This window comes from Trichocoleus sp. FACHB-6, assembly GCF_014695815.1.
GTDB lineage: Bacteria > Cyanobacteriota > Cyanobacteriia > Cyanobacteriales > FACHB-T130 > Funiculus > Funiculus sociatus.
The window spans coordinates 1-22747 of sequence record NZ_JACJOY010000012.1 but is presented as its reverse complement, the minus strand read 5'-3'; the positions used below and the strand labels follow the sequence as shown (position 1 = coordinate 22747).

The following is a 22747-nucleotide window of genomic DNA, read 5'->3' as shown; positions in this document are numbered from 1 at the left end:
TCTGTGTTTCAATCCCTGATAGGGATTTAGAGGTTTTCCGGCTTTATCTTGTGGAGCTGAGTCAGCTCTTGATTTTGTGTTTCAATCCCTGATAGGGATTTAGAGGTTTTCCGGCTTCATGTTCTTTTGATGGTTAATCCTTCTTATTTCAAGTTTCAATCCCTGATAGGGATTTAGAGGTTTTCCGGCGTAGCGTGAATAAATCGCCCATCTACATAGGTTTGTTTCAATCCCTGATAGGGATTTAGAGGTTTTCCGGCTCCCATCTATTTTTTACGAGGAGCTGGTTTATAGTTTCAATCCCTGATAGGGATTTAGAGGTTTTCCGGCAAAATAAGATGGGCTATTACGGAGTTGTTGGCAAGTTTCAATCCCTGATAGGGATTTAGAGGTTTTCCGGCGCGAATTACTTCTGTTGAGTTTGCAATCCTCTATCGTTTCAATCCCTGATAGGGATTTAGAGGTTTTCCGGCGGTCGTCGTGTGTTTTTTGGTGTATCATTAACTTGTTTCAATCCCTGATAGGGATTTAGAGGTTTTCCGGCTGCCGGGTTCTGGAAACATTGATATATGGAGTTTTCGAGGTTCGTTTACGTCAACCTAAAGTGAATGTACTGTTTCAAGCACCGGGTTGTCAAGATTGCATTTTTATAAACCGCCTCAAAGCAAGGCAAAGTATGGATTACAGCGTTTGCAGTAATCCCTGGAATGGTGTCATCTTGCTCAAATCCAAACGGGATAAGCGTTTGAGCCGCAAAAATTGACTTTTTCAAAAAAACACCTATAGGTTGACGCAAGCGGTGAACAAAAAACCAACAGTTTATTCCTGTCCGGAACTGATTGTGTTTTGGACTGATTTATCCTTGGCTGCTGCCACCTGGGGGCGACCTTTTAAACTGTTCAAATAAATGCCACCGATGCTGACTAAAAATAGAACATAAGCGATCGCTTGCACCCGATAAAGTCTATCTGTATAACCAAACAAAGCATTAAGCAGCAGCCCAGGAAACTTGTCTTGGGGCAAAACTTTGGTAGTATTCCAAACCATCGGCCCCAAAATACACGATGCTTCTTTGGCAAATCTTTCATAATAGAAACACAAACTTGCTGATTTGCGATCCATCTTAGAAAGGGTGGCAACGGTTGCGTCAAAATGTCCCATAGCTGAGACAACTAAACCAGCTACAATGAAAAGTAATAATATGCCCATCACCTGAAAAAACAGGCGAATATTAATTTTCACTCCCCACTTAAATAACCCTACGCCAATAAGAACAGCAACAACTATACCGCTAATTGCTCCCAAGGCTGGAATCAAACCTTGTTCAAATTTGGCAACAATAAACAGAACAGTTTCAAATCCTTCTCGCAACACTGCAATAAAGATTAAACTGAAGACGCCCCAACCAGCATTAGCATTTTGGTTCAAGGCATCAGTTAGAGAGCCTTCAACTTGAGCTTTCAGAAATCGTGCTTGCTTCGTCATCCAAATCAGCATCCAGCTGAGCATAGCGATCGCTATCACGCTGAATATACCTTCCAGCAACGTCTCCATAACTGGCGCATAGGGGCTGTTTGATTTCGAGAGGGCTTGACTTACCCCCCCAAGCAGCACTCCCACCAAAGCACTCGCCACAAGTCCCGCCACCACGCCAGCATAAACCCAAGAATTAAGCTGGCTCTGTTTAGCTTTTCTCAGACAAGCCAGCACAATTCCCACCACCAAAGCGGCTTCGACACCTTCTCGCAAGGTAATTACAAACGTCGGTAAGGCAGAACTAAAATCCATAATTTGCTAATTGCTAATTGTTCATTGCTAATTGTTTATTGCTAATGGCTAGTTAGAATTAGCGATTAGCCATTAGCAATTAGCTTTTAACTAAAATCACGCAACATCTTTTTAATTTCAATGTTGTGCATTTCTTCTGTGCCGATCATAGTGCGGGCAAATTCTTCCAGATAAATGCTGCAATCTTGCACCGTTTCGAGTAAAGCTTTATACAAATCCAAAGCTTTTTTCTCGTGGTTCAGACTTTCCCGCAAAATATCCTGCACTGAGTGTTGGTAGCTTTCTTCCATCGGAGCAATTCTTAGGCTAGGATGACCTTCTAAGCCTGTGAGAATTTCTCCAGCTTGCTGAGCGTGGGTTAAAGATTCTGTTGCTTGCAACTTAAAAAAGTCTACAATCGGAATCCGGTTTGGGCCAGTCACCATTAGGGAATAGTGAGTATAGCGCACGACACCAGCTAGCTCAAATTCCATGATTGAGTTCAGCAGGTCGGTGGTCTTTTTTTGGTCAAGCTCTTTCATCAGTTTTTAGTAAAGACGTGATATATCGCGTCTGAGTTTTGAATAGAGACGCAATATAGCGTTTCTCAGTTGGGTGGAGTATATCGCAATTCTGTCCTTCGGGCAGTTTTGCTAGGGGCATGGCAATGTCATGTCCTTACAGATTCGCACCAAACCGTTGAATTGCTATATGTTGCGTCTCTACAACTTATTTAATTACTTTTTGCGCGTTTTGCTCAATTGTTTTAACCAATTGGGAAACTTGCTCTGGAGTTTTCACTAGTGTAGCGGGAGGAACAGCCGAGGGCCACGCGGTTTTGAGTTCAGTCATGCTGGATGCGATCGCTTTTTGAGCTTCCGGATTCTCTTTTGCCATTTGGTCAGAGACATTGTTTAACAATTGGTCAGCATAGTTAACAAATCCCCGCGAGTCCTGATACTCAATTGCGGCGGACACTTTACCGTTAGCGATCGCTGCTCCATATTCCGAGTTTGCCGCATCTAGCAACCCGTTAACTACCTGTAGCACGAATTCCGGTGACTGGCGCTGTTGTTCTGGCAAACCTTGAATTGCTCCATCAACCGCCTGCATGGAAACTTCAAAATTATTCTTTACTTGGGGATCTTTAGGTTTAGACTTCACCAAATCTTGCAAACCGATCAAAGTTGTCTTAAATTCTTTGACGTTTCGCTCTTGGAGTTGGTCTTCCACATCAACATAAATCTCTTCTACTGGGTGTCCGATGTGAGGTTCTGCCTGTTCTGGTTTTTGCTGATCTAGAAGTTCTTTGGCAACCACAAGATGACCTTTCATCAAACCTAATTTTGTCATATAGTCAACATCTTTTGCTTCTCCAGTCAGCACTACATCCTCAATTGTGACCATATCTTTAACTTGGTCAAATTGCTCTTGGCTAATCACTTTTTTAGATACCAATTCTTCAGTGCTACCGTAGGGACGGCTCGCCTGAATTTTATTCGACAGTGCTGGAACGCCTAACTTTGCTTCTAACTTATCCAACTCGGATAGGATGGCGCTGTTGATGTTAATTTTCCGTCCGCCATGATTGCTGTGGGTTGTTGTGGCGACCGGACTGGAACTAGCAACAGGTGCCGTGTTTGTGTTTGAGGTGTCACTTGTGGAAGGTGTCTGACTACAGTTGCTCAGAATAAGCAGACTAGCGACAGCAAAGGCAAGAGCGAAAAAACGAAAGATAGATTTCATATTAATTCTTCACAATTTCTGATCAAACTGGGAGAGTGCTAGCGCTGACTTTTAAAAAAGCTTATCAACAGCTAAGCATGAATCATTCTCAAACTGTTGATAATTTTTGTCAACAGTTTGAGATAAATATCTGACTAACATAGAGGCACTAGGCGTTACGTTCGATGACATCAAAGACACCCATGCAGCCTGCTTCGGCAATGTAATCTTGATGGGGATGAAACATATACTTCCCCGGATACCGGAAGCTAAATTCCAGAATGTGCCGTTCAGCAGTTCCCATCGTAATTACATCGGTTTCCTCAGTAGGTTTGAGAGTCCTTCCTGTGGGATAAACCTGAAACATATTCGCATGAAGATGAAACGTTGCCGCCACATCAAATTCAATCATGTTCAGGAGATATAGCCGAATCAGTTGATTTTGGTAAATCGGGATCGGGTGCATCATGTAGTAGTCTGGCAGACCATTGAAAGCGTAGAGTTCATTGTGCCGATCGTCGTCAATGTCATAGCCAGCCATCATCAGCACCATTTCATCCGCCGGGGGACGACTTTTAGGCGGGTCGATGATAAACATCCCGTAGAGTCCTTTACCAATATGTCGCGTAACTGGTTCGGTGTGACAATGGTACAAATGTACTCCAAAAGGTTCCGCGTCAAACTCATAAACTGTTGCTGCACCGTGACGCACAGGTTTCACCCCATCCATTTCCGAGCGATGGAAACCGTGAAAGTGCATTGAATGGGAATGTCCGCCTTGGTTTAGGAAAAGAACTCGAATGCGATCGCCTTCTTTGGCTCTTAACGTTGGCCCCGGTACGCGATTGTTGAAGTTCCAGGTGTTGAAAGTAACAGCACTATTGAGCTGAAGCGTCGAATTATCAGCAATAATGCGAAATTCCCGGATTTGCCGTCCGTTTTCCTGCTTTATCGTGCCATAATCAAAATCCCGCAGCACCGCCATTGGATTAATACCACTAGCCATCGCCGCATCGCTCGGCAAAGGTGGTATTATTACCCGTGCTTTGGAGTTCACTTGGGATAACTGTTTGAGAGCGATCGCTGCTCCGGTTAAACCGATTCCTGCCATTCCCACCTTGAGAAATGTGCGACGGTTCCATTCAGTATTGTTGTGCGGACGGTCTGTCATGAACCGATTGTTATTGAAAATAATTCCTTACTATTGAAGTATATATGTCCAAGTAGTTATTATCAATTATTGTCAATAGCTCATACGTTGTAGACCTTGTGGATGGTCTTGTTAGCCACAAGAGCAATCAAGTCTATTTACCTGCGCGATCCAAACGACAGGTTGATTGAAATATCGAATTAGGTCAAGTAAACCAAAACGCGATCGCACCTAAAGCGACTTGTTTGCATTTCAAAATTTAAGTCCAGGCGCGAAAGAAAGTGTTATCTTGCCAAGCAGCCGCAGTGCGTTGCTCAATTTGGGCGATCGCATTCTCAGACAGTGGTTCAAATGCCTGCGCCACCTTGACATTCGACTCCAACTGTGCAATATCTTCAGCAGCAATCACAGCACAATGAACACCGGGGACTGAAAGCGTATACCCCAATGCTTGGTGCATCCCGTCCAGCACCCCAGGCTTAAACAATCGCCCGTAGGCTGGCACCTTCATGGCAATTACTCCTATCTGCTTGCTTCGTGCCACAGGCAGCACAGCAGGTATAAACGGACGCGGGTGGTGTTTATCTGCGGCATTCACTGGGATGAGTGTTGTATCAAAGGCATAGCGACGCAAACCTTCAGCAATAATTGTCCCTTCGTGGTGTCCGGTGATGCCCACAAAACGCACCAGTTTTTGCTGCTTTGCCTCTTCCAAAGCTTGAACCGCACCGTTACGCCCAAAGATTGTATCTAGTTCTTCTTCAAAAGAGACGTGGTGGAGTTGCCACAAGTCAAGGTAGTCTGTGTTTAGACGTTTTAGACTTCGCTCTAATGCACGCCAAGCACCGTCTCTATCTCTTTGAGCCGTCTTGCTAGCAAGGAAGAGCCGCGCCCGATGTGCTGGCAGCACTTTGCCTAAATAGTCTTCACTAGGGCCATAGCTATCTGCCGTATCAAAGTAGCGAATACCCAAGTCTAAAGCACGTTGAATCAGAACGATCGCTTCCTTTTCCTTTCCTTCCCAAGATAGCGGTGTCTGACCCGCACCGCCCAAACCCAGAATAGGAACGCGCACCCCTGTACTACCCAGTACCCGTTCTGGCATTGTCGCCGTCGCTGGCACCCCATCTGATGATGCTGGTGTAGATTGTTGTTTCAGCGCCGCACCCCCGACGATTCCCCCCGCCACAGCCATACTTATCGCCAAGAAAACACGGCGCGTAGTTTTTGGTGTCATAGTTGTTTTATGGTGGTGGTTCTTTCTTTGTTTTAGCAGCGATCGCGCTTATATTTCCCGCCTCCCAAGGATAATCTCCAAGGATGTTTTTTATTGTTATCAAAAGATGTATTGGCTGGGACACCGCCGATTTGCCTCTTGTACCTGTATCTCTGCGCTTAAGAAAATTCGTTAATTTATCCACAACGCCACAAACAGCCTGAAAATCGACAATGTACGAGAAAGTTGAATAGTGTGAGAAGTGGTGTTAAAAATGTCTCAAATCTTACCTAATCCTCTCAACAAAGTAAAAGTAACAACTAATTTATTTTGGCTTTTGCCTTTTTACCTTTCCCCTACCTTGATCGTCCATCCAGTATTAGCAGCAACACCCCCTGATGGGGAAGTGACGTTTTCTGCCTCCTCTCCCCTTGTGGGTGAGGGGATAGGGCAGAGGGGCGATATATCTACAAAATTCGGATACTCCCCTCCAGAGGAAACCCTACCAGAGCCAGAAACATCAGTGACTCTGATGCCTTCAGATAAGCCAATCGACGAAACACCAATTTTGGAACAAATTGACCAACAAAGCTTGGAAGAAATTGACCAAGGCACTGACCCTATGAGTCAAGTCACCAACATTTCCCAGCTTAGGGATGTCCAACCCGGTGACTGGGCTTATGAAGCGCTGCGCTCGTTAGTAGAGAGATATGGTATAGTCAGCGGCTATCCAGATGGAACATTTCGGGGCAACAGATCCTTAAGCCGTTATGAATTTGCCGCCGCCGTAAAAGCCACCTTAGATCGGATTACTCAAGTGCTGGCTGTACCAGGCCCGAATGCCATCCGCAAAGAAGACTTAGCGATTTTAAAACGCTTAGAAGCAGAATATACCCTAGAACTAGCCCTCCTACGCGGGAAAGTTGATGCAGCAACAGCGCGAACTGCGGAACTAGAACTGACTGCATTTTCCAAAACCACCAAACTCGCCGGAGAAGTCATCTTTGGAGTTGGCACTATTCCCACAGGAGAAGATGCGACTGGTAAAGATATCGACGACGCGACGATTTTCGGTCATCGGACGCGCCTAAACTTAAAAACCAGCTTGACAGGTAGAGACTTACTCTTGACGCGACTTCAGGCAGAAGGACTTGGTTCTCTTTCTAACCGCACCCTCACACCCGAAGGCGACTTGGCTTTTGCTGGCGATACTAGCAGTGATGTGGTTATCGATGAGTTGCTGTACCAGTTCCCAATTAACAACAACACGCAAGTCGTTGTAGCTGCTAATGCTGATGCCGCAGATTTTACCAATACCGTTAATCCTTACCTAGACGGCGATGGTGCCAGGGGTGCTTTGTCTCGCTTTGGGACGCGCCCTTCCATTTATTATCAAGTTGAAGGTGCTGGTGTGGGTGTCAGGCACAACTTCAGCGACAAATTGGAACTAAGTTTAGGCTATTTAGGTGGTGACGCTGGTAATCCTGCTGCTGGCGGTGGTTTGTTTAATAGCTCTTATGGTGCCTTAGCACAAGTATTATTTAAGCCAAGCGATCGCGCAAGCATTGGCTTAACCTATGTTCACGCTTATAACAACGACCTGCAAACGGGCAGCAATGATGCTAACTTAGCTAATTTGTTAAATCCACTAGGTTTCTCAGTTGTTACCAATTCTTATGGCGTAGAAGCTTCCTTTCAAATTAGCCCCCAGTTTGTAGTGGGGGGATGGGCTGGTTACACAGCGGCGCGAGTAATCGAGCGAGGGGATGCTAGTATTTGGAACTGGGCTGTGACGCTGGCGTTTCCTGACTTGGGGAAAAAAGGCAATCTGGCGGGTTTAATTATTGGCATGGAGCCGAAAGTCACAAATCAGGCTGCAAGCCTCAGCCAGTTGGGTATCACAGACCCCGACACCTCGTTGCATCTGGAAGCTTTCTATCAATACCAGCTGACGGATAATATTTCCCTTACACCAGGAATAATTTGGCTGACGGCTCCCGACCACAACGCTGCCAATGATGATATTTTTATTGGCACCGTCCGCACCACGTTTAGTTTTTAGCTAATGGCTAATGGCTAATTGTTTATCAGCCATTAACCATTAGCCAAAAACTAATGATGAATTTCCAGGTTCAAAATATAGCTACCCAACTCAACCTTCTCTGACCACAACTCGTACTCCAGCCGCAGATGCTCCGGTAAAACACGCCCCTCTAGCGTCAAACTTCGGGTAAAATTCCTCAAACGCAGCTGTCCAGAACCGCTTAATGACTCGCTATGCAGCCAATAGCGGCTTAGCCCATAAATGCCGCGCTCCCACAGGTGACGATAACTCAACTTGCCGTTTCCCTGCATGGTCATAATTACCCGGTAAGGCGAGATTTCTAGCCACAAAAGTCGTGGCGTTACCGTCGTTTGGTCGTCACCAGGGGCAGGCTTTTTGGCGCTAGGTTCCCATTCTCCGATTGACGGTTCCGTGAGCAGTAGGTGAAACCGCTCTTTGTCTTTTTGATAGAGTGTGGCAGAGGTTTCAACTGTAGACCAAACCGGAAGATTGGTCGATACAAGTGATAGACAGACTGGTTTGCGGTGATGGGTCAGCATTGACTGTGAGGAGATAGAATACTATTTCTGTTCTAACAGCTCTACGGAGGGCAATTCTAGGGATCGTCTTATAAAGAATATGCCGAAAACCTCGGACAAACAGGTACCGAGTACCCTAATTTCGGGCTTTAGACCGGGGATGAAGGTGAAGAAGGCAGGATTTATCCTCCCTCCAGTTTCTTGATTAAATCACGTCTTGCTGGGTAGCGATCGCTTCCTTCCCTCGCCCGCCAGAAAAAAAATTCTACAAAAGTGTTGACATAACCATTTTTATTGGCTATCTTAATAAAAGTGCAAAGGACAGGCCCCCATCGTCTAGAGGCCTAGGACACCTCCCTTTCACGGAGGCGACGGGGATTCGAATTCCCCTGGGGGTACTAAAACTAAATAATCTAAATTAAGTCCCTGTAAGAGTTTAAATCCTTACAGGGACTTAGTTTATATAAAGGTGAATAGGGAATATGCCAGACAAACTAGATAGATATAGGGTGGGCATCCACCCTATGCTATTTTTCAGTGAATTTGTCAAATTTTTCTTTAACGCCTAGAATAAGTAGCGATCGCAACAGCGCCAAGAACCAGATTCCAGATAAAGTCAGAATAGCTACACCCAAACCACTATACCCAGGCAGTGACAGCAGCATCACGCCACCTATCAAAGTAAAACCAGTGCAACAGGCATAAATTAGGCTTTTAATAGCTAGATTAATACGTTTGAGGACGCGATCGCTTTCAACTGTTCGCACCCGCAATTGCAATTCACCCCGTTCAATTCGTTCTTCTAAACGTCGGATTACAATTTGGGTTGGGTTAGGTTGTCGCAATTTATATTTAACGAAATCCCTAGCTTGTCTGGCTAATTCTCCGATTAGCGTTCCTTTTCCTTGAGAGATAGTGATACTTTTAATGAAAGGTTGAGCAGCTGCTACTGGGTTATATTCAGGATCTAACGCCCTAGCGATGCCATCCAGAGTAGTCAACGATTTTAATATAAATGTCATCTGAGCAGGCAAACGGAAGGGTTGCTGCTCAAACATGGCATAAGCTTCTGTACTCATTTGACTAAAAGCTTTTATATCTATAGGCTTTTCCGTAAATTTATCTAAAATAAATGTTAATAGTCTACGTACCGGGGTCATATCTGCCACTGGCACAATTAACCCCATGTCAATTAAGGTATCAAGTACCTCGTCCGTGTCCTTTTTTAATACTGCAAAAAACGTCCTAATCATCTGATCTTTAGCAAGTGACTTCAACTCTGCCATCATGCCAAAATCATAAAAAATCAGGCTACCATCTTGACTTACAGCCATATTTCCCGGATGGGGATCTGCCTGAAAAAAGCCATCTAGTAATAATTGTTTTAAGTAACAACAAATACCCATCTGGTTAATTTTCTTAGGATCTAAACCACAGGCTTCAATTGTTTTGCGATCGTTTACCTTTATTCCCGGTAAATAGTCCGCCGTTAAAATTTTGGTTGTGGTGTAACGCCAATAAACTTTTGGTACAAGAATCCGAGGATAATCGCTAAAGTTGGTAGCAAAGCGTTCGGCGTTTTTCCCTTCTTGGATATAGTCAATTTCTTGATATAGAAGGTTGAAAAACTCACTATAAATTGCTTCTAATTCATACTTCCTTGTCCAAGCCAAATAGCGCCGACAAAACCGGACAAGTTTACCCAAAGCTTGAAAATCTAATTTGAATAACTTTTCTAATCCCGGACGCTGTACTTTAACTACTACATCTTCCCCGGTGTGCAGTCGTGCTTTGTGTACTTGTCCTAGACTCGCAGCAGCAATGGGAAGACGATCGAAATCCCGATACAAAGCATGAATAGAGTTGCCGAGTTCGGATTCAATTAAAGCGATCGCTTGTATGTCGCTAAACTCAGGAACCCGATCCTGTAGCTGTCCCAACGCCTCCACATATTCTAGGGGTAGCAAATCAGCACGAGTGGACAATGCCTGTCCAATCTTAATAAATGTCGGCCCTAAATCTAGCAGAGTATTAACTAACCACTGAGCGCGGCGTTTCCTATGTAAAGTGGAATCGTTTTTAAATACACTATCCCACCACAAATAAAACATCAACGCTGCTGCTGAGCCAAAAATGTCTAGTTGTCGTGCTAGTGGAGAATATTTATTTCGTTGCCAACGTAGTGATTTAGGCTCCGCCTTTTTAAGCATAATATTGGTGATTAAAGCGAGAAGTCAGAAAAGAATTAAAAATTAAAAGTTTGTAATTTGGCATCTTTAATTCTTAATTTTGTGGCTTCTAGACTTTAGATTTTGGTAAGGTCAAAAACTAGAGGTAGGGTGAGAGTAAAGCAGGTTTCACAAGATTGGGTATCTTCAATAGGACAGCTAGTGAGTGCGATCGCGCCATTTATGTGCTGTACTAAAGACTTTACCAGAGCCAAGCCCAACCCAGTGCCTTGAACGGCATTTTGGATCGCAACTTGGCCGCGACGGAATTTTTCAAAGATATGCTCCACTTCTGTCGGTGAGATGCAAGCGCCAGTGTTGGTCAAGCAAAGCGCAATTTGATTAACTTTCTGACTGACCTGGTGAGTAACCCGCAAACTAACTATAGAGTCAGGCTCGGAGAATTTTCCAGCATTGGTCAATAGTTCTTCTATAATGCGGTTCAGGCTGTCGGAATCGGTTTGCAGCATCAGCGATCGCGTAGGGGGGTCTATCTCCAAGGTTAATCCCTTATCCGCCCATTTTTTTGCAAACGGCTCAGCCAAATTCTGAATTACTTGTTTGAGGTCTATCTTTTGCAGCTCAATCGGAGATTTCTTAGACTCTACTTTTTGCAGGGTCAGTAAGTCGGTGATCAGATTAATTTCCTGAGTACACTGCTGATCTAAGATTTCCAGGTACTTAGCACGGCGTTCCGTCGGCAGTTCCGCTTGACGCAACATCCGAATCGCTACACTCATAGTAGTGAGCGGTGTTTTCAACTCGTGATTAATAGCGTTGATGAACTCATCCTTAATTTGATTGAGTTGCCGCAGCTGCTCAACCTGTTGGCGCATTTTGTCATACAACTTCGCTTGGACTTCTAAACTCCTTTGTAGTTGAGCGGTGCGTTCCTCGACGAGATCCTGTCTCACTCGTATTGATTGATGTTGAATAATTGCCGTACTCGCCTGGGCGCTCACCCATTTTACTAGCTCTAACTCTTCTGACTGCCAGGAACGAGGCTGATGATGCTGTAGCACCAGAAATCCCAGCACAGTACCTTGACTTTCGAGGGGAACCATCAGCAAAGCTGGCATGGTTTCCAGGTCAAAAAGGTCAAAACCATTAGAGGTGGGAATATCTTGTTTATCGGTAATAATGACTGGCTCAGGTGCCTTTTGGAAGGCTTGTTGGCACAGGTAACAGTCTGACAGCAAAAAGGAACTTGGGAGCGTTGAAGAGAGCGGGTTTATGGAAGATGTTTGTTCGCTGCTGATATTGTCAGCAAAGCTCTCCCCTAGAGCGCTCCCCGGCTCCGAAATAGCGGCTTGTTCCCCTGTGTTGTATTCACAAGCAACTGTAACCTTCGCTTTGGGAAGAGCTTTTGTTAAAGAACGAGTTTTGAATAGGGGATCGACGTATTTCAACAGCAGAATAAAGCCACGTTCAACCTCAAGAGCTTGAGCGGTACCAGCGATCGCCATCTGAAGAATCTGATTTACTTCAATGGCACTACGGATTGCCATCGTTAGCTGGTTAATCAGAGTTTGGTATTGAGTGGCGATGCGTAGCTGCCGCTGGAGTTGCACTTGAGAAATAGCGATCGCTACTGAATCTGCTACAGCTTTGAGCAATCCTTTTTCAACGTCTGTCCACTCAAAGGGTTGCGATCGCCCTATGACAATCAGCCCATTTGCTTGTGATTGAAACTGGGTTTGAATTACCAGCACTGCTCGTACCGGATCTTCTACAGCAAACCTAGTTTCAATTGCATGAATATCAGAAATGGCTAGCGGCTCGTTATTGCTCAAGTTATCTTCTAGCAATGGGTTCAACAGCATCCACAGCTTAAAGCGAATCTCACTCAAATTTCCCGCTAAACCTGTGTGGTCATCGGCACACCACACGACCGTCTGCGGCGTTGCCTGATGGCTAGCAACAGATGAAATTAAGCACGTGTCTGCCTGAAAACTCTTGCCCAAAACATCCGCTATCTTTAGCAACACCGTTTCCGGATCGGGGCTATTGAGGAGGATTTGAGTAATCTGTTGCCCGATTTGAATCGGATCGCCCTTATAGTTCATGACTGCGCCCTTATGTTCCTGCGTGAAAACTGGACTGGAAGGGCTAGACAGCTTTGAGGTAAAAGAATCTACCCTCCGAGGTGCTAGTAGCGATCGCCCTTCCGGAGCCGCTAGATTCTCCGGAAGCGCTTCGCATCCGCTAACGCTAACGTGCAGATGCTTCGCTATGCCAGTGGCTACATCCATATCCGCTTGTGCATCATTCATCTTCGCCGAGCTTAAATAGGGGATCGTTAAGTGAGTGTCTAAGAGACACTGTTACTGTGTAGAGGACAGGCTTTGGACACAGTGGCAATAGAAGCAGCGGTTTACCACAGAGCTTTCCGCAGCAAATTTCTTACAACTATGACTGGGTAAACCAGATCCTAAGCTCTCCCCTCTCTAGATTAGGATTCCCAGAATTTACAGTTTTCTACCAGCTTGATTAGCGAAATTCTCAAAGTTCTGAACCCATATTCCCCGCCCTCAACTGGCATATTCAATTTTTTCGTGATTTTACTTAGTAAAAGGTGATTTAAAATACTTTGATTGCCTACATCTAACTGCCCAATCGCTAGCCCCCCAAAATAGATGTGATTCAAAATGCAAAGTGTAAGGGGTGAAAATTGCTGTTTTTATCAACCGTTCCACAGAAAGAGCTGATTATTCTAGAATTTTCTCCGCCTCCAAGCACGGGAGATTTTTAGGCTTGCTGACCAGACATCGCGGCTTGCGTTGACCTGGTAGAAAGCTAGAAATACTTTAAGTCATAGCTATGGTTATTGCAGTGACGTGTTAAGAAAATAGATGCGATCGCGATCGCATTTATCCTCTACCTAAAGACTGAAATTAACGGGTACTGGTTACTGGGTACTGAAAGGGGCTCGGTAAGAGTCCTTCCAATCCCCAATCCCCAATCCCCAACTAAGAACGCCTTTTCTGCGCTTCCCGTTGTGCAATCTCGCTCTTTTGGCGATAGGCTGTGACCCGATTCTGAGCTGTCGGATAGCGGGGATCGGTCTGGGGGACAGCAGCCATCAGATCGGACGCTCGTTGCCACCTAGCTGCTAAATCCAACCACTGAGCCGAAGTTTGAGCATCTTTCCCAGCCCCAGCAGTTTGTTCAGCTATTCGTACAGCTTCAGCAAAAGGATCTGATGAGGCAGATACAGGGGTACTGGTAGCCGCTGAAAATGGGGTGGAGGATGTTGCTGGCGGTGTAGTCGGCTGCGCCGGAGAGTTTGGCGATCCGGTGGGTACCCTAGCAATCGTAAAAGGCCCTAGCCAATCATAAATAGCCCAGCCAACTAGCACTAAAAATAACGATAAACTTGCACCCCCAACAATGCCGCGCCAGAATTGGCGTTTTTCTCGCCCTGAACGGGAAGAAGGTTGCGGAAGGGGTGCCTTATTTTTGGCAGGTTTGCGATCCTTTAAATCCTCGCCTAGACGGCGGAGAATGTTTGGCTTGGCAAGGATAATTTCTTCTGACCACAGCAGTTGAGCGTCCGGATCGCGGCTAATTTCTTCTAACCAGAGTAATTGTTGCTCTCGGACAATCCGACTGTTGATGTTGACGCGCCGAATATTGTGCGGAGCAATTGACTCCAGAATCTGCCGAATTCGCTGCACCAGGGTAGATTGTTCGAGTTGCTGGGGAGTAGCCGCCTCACACAAAAGTTGCAAGACACCATCGACAAACATCGCTCTGGTTCTGATACCAGACTCTGCCAGCTTTTCATTGAGTATTTGAATAATCGCCGCGACGCTGCCCTGGCGAGCCTGTTTGGCGATGTCATCCATCGGATCAACCATTTTTATTTGAGCAAAGGATGCGGTAGTTCAACCTGAGTTTTTTTTATTTATTAGAGTATCAGTGTTTTTGTTGAAGATCCGAAGATAAATTTTGTTTGATTGCCCAGGCCCACTTTACTGCTAGTCAGACAAAACCGTACTTGCTCTCTGGCAAAGCGAATTTTTGCCGTTGGTGGTGGGCGATCGCGTTCTTGACAACCTGCGCTCTCTTTAAGAGGGCGGATGTCGCTCTTGGATGATAAAGTGAAATAGCTAAACTCCAAGATGGGAAAACCGGGATACTGCTCATGGGCGCATTAATTCGCGGCGCAATTTTTGTTCTGGATGACAACATCGATACCGATCAAATTATCCCAGCTGAATACCTGACTCTGGTTCCCTCAAAGCCTGACGAGTACGAAAAACTGGGTAGTTACGCTCTCGTTGGGTTGCCAGATCGTTACGGCGAGTTTGTGAAGCCGGGCGAAATAAAAACACAGTATCCCATCATTATCGCTGGAGAAAACTTTGGCTGTGGTTCTTCACGGGAACACGCACCGATAGCTCTTGGTGCTAGCGGAGTAAAAGCGGTAGTGGCTCTAAGTTACGCTCGGATCTTTTTCCGTAACTGTGCAGCAACCGGAGAACTCTACCCTTGGGAATCTGTAGAACGGCTGTGTGATGAATTTGAGACGGGACAAGAAGTTTCAATTGATTTTGAACAAAATCAGCTGATTAACCATACGCTAGGCAAAACCTACTCGCTGAAACCGTTAGGCGAAGTAGGCCCGGTGATTGATGCTGGCGGAATTTTTGCCTATGCTCGTCAGACAGGGATGATTTCCCGGTAGCGGTCAAAAAATTATGAGCTATGAGTTTTGAGTTAATTTTTTTAATTCAAAACTCAAAATACCACACTCAAAATTTTTTAAGTTGACAGCTATTGTTTTTACAATAATTTACAATAGTTAAAGTGTCCTTCTTCTAAGAAGAATTTACAACTATGCTGCTGAAGTGTACCACCCGCCACATCCGTATTTACACTGCTGAGGTTAAGAATAACGAACTGGTCGAAAGTGATAAAGTATTAACTCTGGATATCGACCCAGATAATGAATTTAATTGGAATGACGACGCTCTGCAAAGAATTTATCGCAAGTTTGATGAATTGGTTGAATCCTACAATGGTGCAGACTTGACAGAATATAATTTGCGCCGCATCGGTTCTGATTTAGAGCATTTCATGAGATTCATGCTGCAACAAGGTCAAATTAGTTATAACTTGAACAGCCGGGTTCTCAATTACAGTATGGGGCTACCCCAAGTAAGCGCTCAAACTGCTGAGTAATAAGAGTAATTAGTTGTTAGATAAAATTGTATTTAAAACAACTTCTAACAACTAATTACTTGAAGTAACTTACCACCAAACTCGTTCGCCATTTTCGTCTACGCGAGCTTGACGAATCACGTCAGATATTTCTTCGGCATCTTTAACATGGTGTAAAGCCTTGTGTTCGCCATCAGGTTCATCTACTTCAAAGTAAGTAGGAACAACGATATGATCGCCAGTGATATCCGGTGCATCTACAGCGATTTGCTCTCTTTTTTCTTCAATGCTTTGAGGTTCTTCGGAGATAGTATCGCCTGGATTGGTAGTTCTATTTTTTGTATCTTTGGATGGGGTTTCCATAAAACTCCTGAAGATTTAAAAATTTATGGTTTTCTTATTTTAGATTAGAAGAATGAAGGCGCGATCGCATCTTTCTGCGGGCGTAAGTCAAGTATTCATTAATTCCTTCATTTAGGAAGGGCATCCTGTGGGTTTTGGGGAATATCGATACCGTCCGCAGGCGGATTAGTTGTAGCAGCCTGTGACGATCGCTCAGTTCGCTTCCGCTCCAAAAACTGCTTCATAGCCGTGCGACGATTGTCCAAAAAGCGGCTCCAGAACCCAGGAAGAAAATGATCCATCGTTTCAGCAAGCGCCCAAGCTTCGAGATTCATCATCTTGGAACGCAGATGGTGAGACTGCTGTAAATTAGAAATTAATTGCTTAATCTCTGCACTAGCAGGAGAGTTAAGGTCTGTGAAGTTCGGTTCACCAGAGGTGTTGGTTTCAGGCTTCGGCATAGCGATCGCAAAGAAGATAGTATGACAAGAGTTAAGCAGTACAAAAATTAACGGAAAGCTGCAATTGAGGATATACGGATCAAGCAAGATGGCTCCGCGAGCATTTCCCAAAATGCTAGTGCTGGGAACACAGCCTAATTTCAATCTAACGCTACCGTGCAAATTTCCTCACACCCGGTCTACCCATGAGCCGATAAACTTATAAATAGCAACTTGATTATTTCGTAACTATAGTGTATAAAGAATCGTCGGAAAGCCCTTGGAAATATAAACCTTGGTGGTGTCAGCCTTGGTCGATCCTGCTGACTGGTATAGCGATAATCGGTGCATCTTGGGTGCTGGCGAAAAGTATTTGGATAACGGTTGGCGTGTCAATTCCTATCCTCATCTGGATGTCATACTTTTTGTTATTCTGGCCCCGATTGATGAAGCTTTATTACCAACAAACGCAAAATTCTATTAGGGAAGAATGATTTTAATTAGAAAATTACTAATCTATAGGGTGCCAGACGCTACAATCCAGAGTAACGCTTCAGATTTGGCAATTTGAGAAAAAGCTGCTTTGTGTAGGTAGCCAATCTTGAGGGCAAGCTAAATCGCAACTGGCTGATAGGAGCGCATAACCTTGATGAAAAATCCTGCGGCAACGCTATACTGCTCAAATCCGAACTGTCAGGCTCCAAACCTTGAGAGCCATAACTTTTGCCAGCAATGCCGCACGCCGCTTGCAAAACGCTACCTGTGGGCGATGGGTGAAGGGATAGAAGCTTATAAAACTGGAAGCCTGATTGCTGAGAGATACTTGCACAAGAGCGATTCCCTTCGGGATAGCTTCGCTTACCGCATTGTTCTAGATACTAGACCAGGGCTATTGCCACAGATGCCGCCGGAGATACCAAATAGCCTCATACCGTATCTCAAGCTTTCTTCCTATCAACTGCACGTTCCCCAAGTATACGGGCAAATAACATCGGGAGAAGGAAGACGTAACAGCGAAATTTGGCTGCTAGAAAACTCACCTATCTACACCACTGGTAGCCTTGAAGGGCAGCTGATGCCAGAATTGGTCAGCGTCTGGAAAAATGCGTCTCCCATGAGCCAACTTTCCTTTCTCTGGCAGATGGCTTCTTTGTGGTCCCCTTTGCAAAGCAACCGCGTAGCTTCTACTTTGCTGACACCAAAACTGCTGCGAATAGAAGGTTCAATCTTCAGATTGTTGGAATTACGCGACGATCAAAATCAACCAGCCACCCTGCAAAAATTAGGTCAACTTTGGTCGCAATGGGTGAGTTCGGCACATCCAACAGTTGCCAATTTTTTAGCACAAGTGTGTCAGGAGCTGGTACAAGGAACAATACCGTCATCAGATCAACTGGTGGTACATTTGGAGTCGGGACTCGCTAAAATTGGGCGATCGCTTTCATACAGCTATCAAATTGTTACCCGTACCGACACCGGCCCTATCCGCAAGCAAAACGAAGATTCCTGCTACCCACCTTCTCCAGGTAGTCAGGAGACACAAGAGCATCCCTTAGCGATTGTTTGCGACGGCATCGGCGGCCACGAAGGCGGCGAAGTAGCCTCGAATCTAGCGATTGAAACCATCCGGGAGCGGGTAGAGCATCTGCTGGAAAACCCGAACAATATAAATCCGACAACTATCAATCTGGAATTAGAAAGCTTTGCCTGTGCTGCCAATGATGTTATCAGCCAGCGCAACGACTTAGAACAGCGTCAAGACCGACAACGTATGGGAACTACGTTAGTTATGGCGCTAGCCCACGCTCATGAAATGTATATTTCCCATGTGGGAGATAGTCGAGCTTACTGGATTACTCGCACTGGTTGCCGTCAGGTAACGCTGGATGATGACATTGCTTCGCGAGAGGTGCGCCTGGGATATTCTCTTTATCGAGCTGCTGTGGAACAAGCAGGCGCTGGTTCTCTGGTGCAAGCCTTGGGTATGGGTTCATCATTAATGTTGCATCCCACCGTACAGCGCTTTGTTCTGGATGAAGACTCTATATTTTTACTCTGCTCGGATGGTCTGAGTGACAACGACCGAGTAGAACAATATTGGGAAACAGAGATTCTGCCAGTTCTGGAAGGTCAGATTGATTTAGCAACAGCCGGATCGCGGCTAATGGAGATTGCCAATACCCAAAATGGACACGATAATACGACCATTGGCCTAGTTTACTGTCAGGTAAGAGAGGCACAGGCTGGACAAAGTGCCACCGCACTACAGATGGCAGCTATTCCAGAACCTGAAGCTGGGGGAACGCGAAATTTGGCTTCTCCCCAAGCTGCTTCTTCCAGAATTAAAACGAAGATTATTCCGCAGCGATCTTCCTCTGGGAGTCCCTGGTTAACGCTACTGATGCTAATTATTTTCGCAAGTTTAGGGGGAGCGATCGCTTACTGGTTTCTTCCAGAAGTTCAAGCTTGGGTGAATCCCCTAATTGGTCTAGATTCCACTCCCACCCCCACCGCCACAACGCCGACTACGACACCACAGTCAACAGAACCACCAGTTACCAGCTCTACCCCGGCTCCCGATATAGAAGCGGGAACTATAGTGCAAATTAACAGTTTCACAACCAGGAACTCTCAAGATAACGAAGTTCCCGTTTTACTCAGACGCGGTACTCAGCAACCTCAAAACGAATCAGTAAACGGTATAATCTTGCCCGGTAGTGTTTTGCAAGTTAGCTCAATTCAAAGAAATGGAAACCTAGACACCTGGCTACAAGTACAGGTTTGCTCAACACCTGCTACACCTGAACCTCCAGTTCCATCTCCCAATGTAAATGCTGGTACCCAAAAACCACCAGCCGCCCCAGAACAAAAAAAACAACCGCCAGGAGTCGTTTGGCAACCCTCACAGACAACTGGTTCTAAGTCACCTGTTATCACCTATCGTCCAGTGAAACAAGGCGATCTCGGCTGGATAAGAGAGTCGGAATTTACACCTGTACTGGTGCAAAATTTCACAGCTACGTCTAGTAATTTGGGTGAATGTGCCATTAAGACTGCCTCACCAACGCCAGCCACCACAGCATCACCTTCTCCTTAGAACATCGGCACATTATCATAGTCAGCAACTTCTACCGAACTGCACTAGATAAAAATCTTTGCTCTCAAGCTGAGCGATAACAGATGGAGAGATATATCCTATAAGTATTTCCTTGCTGTTCAGGTAGACTGAATAAAAAGCCCCATAAATTGCCAATTTTAAGGTTGATGGCTTTGAATGCACCAATCTGAGAATCCCTGCCTTAGTTTAGCGATCGATCCTCTCTCCAGAACCACCACTGGGGCAGAACGTTTTGCCATATGGGTTCTGAAGGCTCCCTTTCCAAATGGGCAAGTCCTCAACGAGTGTGTTTGGCCCGAGACTTTAACGCAGTCCTGGCGAGCATGGCAAGAAATGTTTTCCACACGCGAACTGCCTGATGTTCCCCAGATACATCAAGCTTCCTTGCCACCTCTAGCCCCTAAGTCCGTAAACACAACCCCTTCTGCAAACGGTCAGGTGCTTCCGTATACGGCAATGTTGATGCAAGATTTAGGAATTAGCCTCTGGAGGTGGCTGTTTGATGGAGCGATTAAAAGAAGTCTCGATCAAAGCGAAGGATTTGCCAGAGGGCAGAAAAAACAGCTGCGGCTGCGGCTAGAAATTCGCGATCCGGATTTAATCGCTGTGCCTTGGGAAATTATGCAACCAGAGACAGGGAAACCAGCGATATCGCGATCGCAACAAATTCTTTTTAGTCGCACCACCAGCAACGTTGACCCCCTGCCACCCCAGCGCTTAGAACAGTCTTTAAATATTCTGCTGATACTGGGAGATCCTGACCCAAACCAGAATAATGGCGAACATAAAACAGCTTCCGCTTTGCAGCTGGAACAAGAGGCAAAAGCTCTAGCTAAAATTCTCGAATGTTGCAAAAATGACTCTCAAGAAGGTGAAAATTCCAGCCGCACAGTGCTGTGCCACGTGGATACGCTTCTGCAACCCACAAAAGCAGAACTAATTTCCCGCCTGGAAAATGAAAAATATAACATCTTGTTTTATGCAGGTCATGGCGAACGAGCGCCAGATGGCGGCTTGTTATTTTTGCGACCAGATGCCCGAATCAATGGCACAGAATTAGCGCAGGTTTTGGTTCGCTGTCATGTCAAGCTAGCAGTGTTTAATGCTTGTTGGGGTGCTCAACCAGAGCGGTACAACCAGCACAGTCTACCTCGCAGCAGTTTGGCAGAGGTGCTGATCCATCACGGTGTCCCAGCAGTGTTGGGAATGCGGGAGCCAATTGCCGACGAGGAAGCTCTCTCCTTTATTCAGGCTTTTGCCCAAGCTTTGGCAGCACAAAACTCAATTGATGAGGCGGTGGCGGTGGCAAGACAAAAGCTGTTAACGCTTTACAAATTCAACCAACCAGCTTGGACTTTGCCAGTTCTATATATGCACCCGCAGTTTGATGGTGAGCTGATTAGACCTATTGAGGAGAACCCCACGCAATTCCCGGTAGATTCTCTACAAACGCCTGAATCAACCACTCAATCAGCTTATCTGCGTTTAATCGGAGGGCTGTCTAAAGTTGAGCAAATTGAAGGCGGACATATGCGTGTAGGACGCCACCGAGAGAATGACTTGGTAATTGAAAAACAAGAGGTTTCTCGCAAACACGCTGAAATCTTCTGCCGCGATTCTTTTGAAGGGGGTAAGCCTACTTATTTCTTAAGTGATAATTCTTCATATGGCACGTTCATTTTAGGCCCCAATGGTTGGCAAAGAGTATTCCATCAGGAAGTACCATTACAATCTGGAACCCAGTTAAAGTTTGGAAGTACCCAGGGGCAAACCTGGGAATTTATTATTCAAGACAATATTGAGTAATGATTAATGTTTACGGAACAGGTTAAGGTGCCACTGTAGCTATCCCTGCCGACGTTGGTAAAACAATACACACAGGAGCATCAAAATGGCGGTAAAATCAATGGAATTTGAATGTTTTGAAAATTCTCGCTCACAAGTGGAAACGGAGCTACTAGAAGCTCTCCTACAGCCAGATGAGTCTACTTATCCTTGGAATCCTACTGATCCAAACACGGAAGCGTATTGGGCAGAGTTGGAACAAGGGTTTGAGCTTGATGGGTGGTTGGATGAGGAAATTACAGCTAGATCGCGATCGCTGTATGCCAAATTCGACGAATGTTGGGTTAGAGATACAGCTGTAGCAGTTGCTACCGAATCAGGCGCAGTCTCGGTTAGAGCTAAAATTGCCGAACGGTTTGCAAGTAGTGTTCCCCAAGAGTGGCTCGATACGATATTTTCAAAAGCCCAAGATGTGGTGTCAAGTCAATTGTCACTTACAGATAAGATGGTGCAGTGCGTTCAGGATCTTTTACCTGAGTGGGGTGAAGATGTTTTGCAGGTATGGGCGCGTCCATTAGCATTCTCTATGCGAGAAGCTGAGGTAAGAAACGTCCGCCAAGTAGATTGGAGTGAGTTATCTCAGACTGAGCAGGCGCGTTTGAGTTTAGCGATCGCTCACGATGCTATAAACGAATTCAACAAGCTAACTGCACAAAGCGAACAGTAAGTTGACTAATTGACATATTAGATTGGCTTTAAGCCGCAAGAGCGATCGTCAGGAACTTGCCTTTTGTTTTGAAATCAACAAAAACCATATAGAGCAATTTGCTTAGGATGGGTGATGTGGACTTTACACCTCTAGCTACTGTGTGGTGTGCGTCGCGTTCCATAAGACCGGTGAGTATATCAATACCACCGGTTATATATTTTTTAGAGAAATTTGTATTTAGAATTTGAGTAACCTGAGTTCGGGATAAGGAGAGGACAAGCGAGTAAGCTAAAAGTCATCACACAATAGCTTTACAGGCTCGTCCCATGCTTAGTCTAGAAGAACTTTTTTGCTCTGTCGATGATTTCTGCCTTCTTTTTGAACCTTTGTGGCATAAACAACTGATGAGGGATGCACTCAAACATCGCCACCGCCATCGTCAACTGTGCCTGAGCGAAATTATGACCATCGAGATTGCATTTCATCAATCTCATTACCGGAATTTTAAAGCGTTTTAC

The 22747-nt window shown here is 45.3% G+C and carries 19 protein-coding genes, 1 tRNA gene, 1 pseudogene and 1 CRISPR repeat array (1 of these 22 cut by a window edge); of the genes and pseudogenes, 9 read left to right on the top strand and 12 right to left on the bottom strand.

Annotated features, from left to right (window positions below; all coding sequences use genetic code 11):
- Window positions 1-544: direct repeats of the CRISPR family, unit length 37 nt; unit sequence GTTTCAATCCCTGATAGGGATTTAGAGGTTTTCCGGC; it reaches 502 nt to the left of the window's first position.
- A 275-nt stretch (window positions 545-819) separates the two neighbouring features.
- The 5 genes from H6F66_RS01660 to H6F66_RS01640 all read right to left on the bottom strand — a co-directional run bounded on the left by H6F66_RS01660 (window position 820) and on the right by H6F66_RS01640 (window position 5879).
- Window positions 820-1788 carry an FTR1 family protein gene (locus H6F66_RS01660; RefSeq protein ID WP_190417602.1) on the bottom strand — a complete coding sequence of 323 codons (969 nt, stop codon included), beginning with the start codon at window positions 1786-1788 and terminating at the stop codon, window positions 820-822.
- An 86-nt stretch (window positions 1789-1874) separates the two neighbouring features.
- Window positions 1875-2309 carry a ferritin-like domain-containing protein gene (locus H6F66_RS01655; RefSeq protein WP_190417600.1) on the bottom strand — a complete coding sequence of 145 codons (435 nt, stop codon included), beginning with the start codon at window positions 2307-2309 and terminating at the stop codon, window positions 1875-1877.
- Between the two features lie 187 nt (window positions 2310-2496).
- A complete protein-coding gene (locus H6F66_RS01650; RefSeq protein WP_190417598.1) occupies window positions 2497-3513 on the bottom strand; it encodes a helix-hairpin-helix domain-containing protein in 1017 nt (338 codons plus the stop codon).
- 148 nt (window positions 3514-3661) lie between these two features.
- Window positions 3662-4663, bottom strand: coding sequence for a multicopper oxidase domain-containing protein (locus H6F66_RS01645; protein ID WP_190417596.1), 1002 nt, complete (start codon window positions 4661-4663; stop codon window positions 3662-3664).
- Between the two features lie 238 nt (window positions 4664-4901).
- The gene (locus H6F66_RS01640; RefSeq protein WP_190417594.1) at window positions 4902-5879 is read right to left on the bottom strand and encodes an aldo/keto reductase; all 978 of its coding nucleotides are present in this window, start codon (window positions 5877-5879) and stop codon (window positions 4902-4904) included.
- Window positions 5880-6132: 253 nt separating this feature from the next.
- Here H6F66_RS01640 and H6F66_RS01635 point away from each other — a divergent pair, with 253 nt between their 5' ends.
- On the top strand, window positions 6133-7920 hold the full coding sequence (locus tag H6F66_RS01635; protein WP_199295012.1) for an iron uptake porin: 1788 nt from the start codon (window positions 6133-6135) through the stop codon (window positions 7918-7920).
- A 50-nt stretch (window positions 7921-7970) separates the two neighbouring features.
- On the opposite strand, the gene H6F66_RS01630 is transcribed toward H6F66_RS01635, so the two are convergent.
- Window positions 7971-8462: a hypothetical protein gene (locus H6F66_RS01630; protein ID WP_190417592.1), complete on the bottom strand. Its 492-nt coding sequence runs from the start codon at window positions 8460-8462 to the stop codon at window positions 7971-7973.
- 304 nt (window positions 8463-8766) lie between these two features.
- Here H6F66_RS01630 and H6F66_RS01625 point away from each other — a divergent pair.
- A tRNA-Glu gene (locus H6F66_RS01625) sits at window positions 8767-8839 on the top strand.
- Between the two features lie 129 nt (window positions 8840-8968).
- Here the strand turns inward: H6F66_RS01625 and H6F66_RS01620 are convergent.
- The 4 genes from H6F66_RS01620 to H6F66_RS01605 all read right to left on the bottom strand — a co-directional run bounded on the left by H6F66_RS01620 (window position 8969) and on the right by H6F66_RS01605 (window position 14818).
- Entirely contained in the window at window positions 8969-10651 is a 1683-nt protein-coding gene (locus H6F66_RS01620) for an AarF/ABC1/UbiB kinase family protein (RefSeq protein ID WP_190417590.1), read from the bottom strand.
- A 95-nt stretch (window positions 10652-10746) separates the two neighbouring features.
- Window positions 10747-12942 carry a GAF domain-containing sensor histidine kinase gene (locus H6F66_RS01615; protein WP_190417588.1) on the bottom strand — a complete coding sequence of 732 codons (2196 nt, stop codon included), beginning with the start codon at window positions 12940-12942 and terminating at the stop codon, window positions 10747-10749.
- A 696-nt stretch (window positions 12943-13638) separates the two neighbouring features.
- On the bottom strand, window positions 13639-14529 hold the full coding sequence (locus tag H6F66_RS01610) for a hypothetical protein (RefSeq protein WP_190417586.1): 891 nt from the start codon (window positions 14527-14529) through the stop codon (window positions 13639-13641).
- A 124-nt stretch (window positions 14530-14653) separates the two neighbouring features.
- Window positions 14654-14818: a hypothetical protein gene (locus H6F66_RS01605; RefSeq protein ID WP_190417584.1), complete on the bottom strand. Its 165-nt coding sequence runs from the start codon at window positions 14816-14818 to the stop codon at window positions 14654-14656.
- Here H6F66_RS01605 and H6F66_RS01600 point away from each other — a divergent pair.
- Window positions 14817-15359: a 3-isopropylmalate dehydratase gene (locus H6F66_RS01600; protein ID WP_190417582.1), complete on the top strand. Its 543-nt coding sequence runs from the start codon at window positions 14817-14819 to the stop codon at window positions 15357-15359. The genes H6F66_RS01605 and H6F66_RS01600 overlap by 2 nt on opposite strands.
- A 152-nt stretch (window positions 15360-15511) precedes the next feature.
- A complete protein-coding gene (locus tag H6F66_RS01595; protein ID WP_190417581.1) occupies window positions 15512-15856 on the top strand; it encodes an NAD(P)H-quinone oxidoreductase subunit M in 345 nt (114 codons plus the stop codon).
- 69 nt (window positions 15857-15925) lie between these two features.
- Here the strand turns inward: H6F66_RS01595 and H6F66_RS01590 are convergent, their stop codons facing one another.
- Both H6F66_RS01590 and H6F66_RS01585 read right to left on the bottom strand, forming a co-directional pair.
- Window positions 15926-16198, bottom strand: a complete 273-nt coding sequence (locus H6F66_RS01590) for a hypothetical protein (RefSeq protein ID WP_190417579.1) — start codon at window positions 16196-16198, stop codon at window positions 15926-15928.
- 107 nt (window positions 16199-16305) lie between these two features.
- Window positions 16306-16749 carry a hypothetical protein gene (locus tag H6F66_RS01585; RefSeq protein WP_190417577.1) on the bottom strand — a complete coding sequence of 148 codons (444 nt, stop codon included), beginning with the start codon at window positions 16747-16749 and terminating at the stop codon, window positions 16306-16308.
- Window positions 16750-16871: 122 nt separating this feature from the next.
- Here H6F66_RS01585 and H6F66_RS01580 point away from each other — a divergent pair, with 122 nt between their 5' ends.
- The 5 genes and pseudogenes from H6F66_RS01580 to H6F66_RS29150 all read left to right on the top strand — a co-directional run.
- Window positions 16872-17111 (top strand): DUF6737 family protein, encoded by a 240-nt coding sequence (locus H6F66_RS01580; protein ID WP_313931485.1) that lies wholly within the window; start codon window positions 16872-16874, stop codon window positions 17109-17111.
- A 155-nt stretch (window positions 17112-17266) separates the two neighbouring features.
- The gene (locus H6F66_RS01575) at window positions 17267-19714 is read left to right on the top strand and encodes a protein phosphatase 2C domain-containing protein (protein ID WP_190417573.1); all 2448 of its coding nucleotides are present in this window, start codon (window positions 17267-17269) and stop codon (window positions 19712-19714) included.
- A 177-nt stretch (window positions 19715-19891) separates the two neighbouring features.
- Window positions 19892-21541, top strand: a complete 1650-nt coding sequence (locus H6F66_RS01570) for a CHAT domain-containing protein (protein WP_190417571.1) — start codon at window positions 19892-19894, stop codon at window positions 21539-21541.
- 85 nt (window positions 21542-21626) lie between these two features.
- Window positions 21627-22247: a hypothetical protein gene (locus H6F66_RS01565; protein ID WP_190417570.1), complete on the top strand. Its 621-nt coding sequence runs from the start codon at window positions 21627-21629 to the stop codon at window positions 22245-22247.
- Between the two features lie 308 nt (window positions 22248-22555).
- Window positions 22556-22747, top strand: a pseudogene (locus H6F66_RS29150) (IS982 family transposase); the annotation flags it as partial.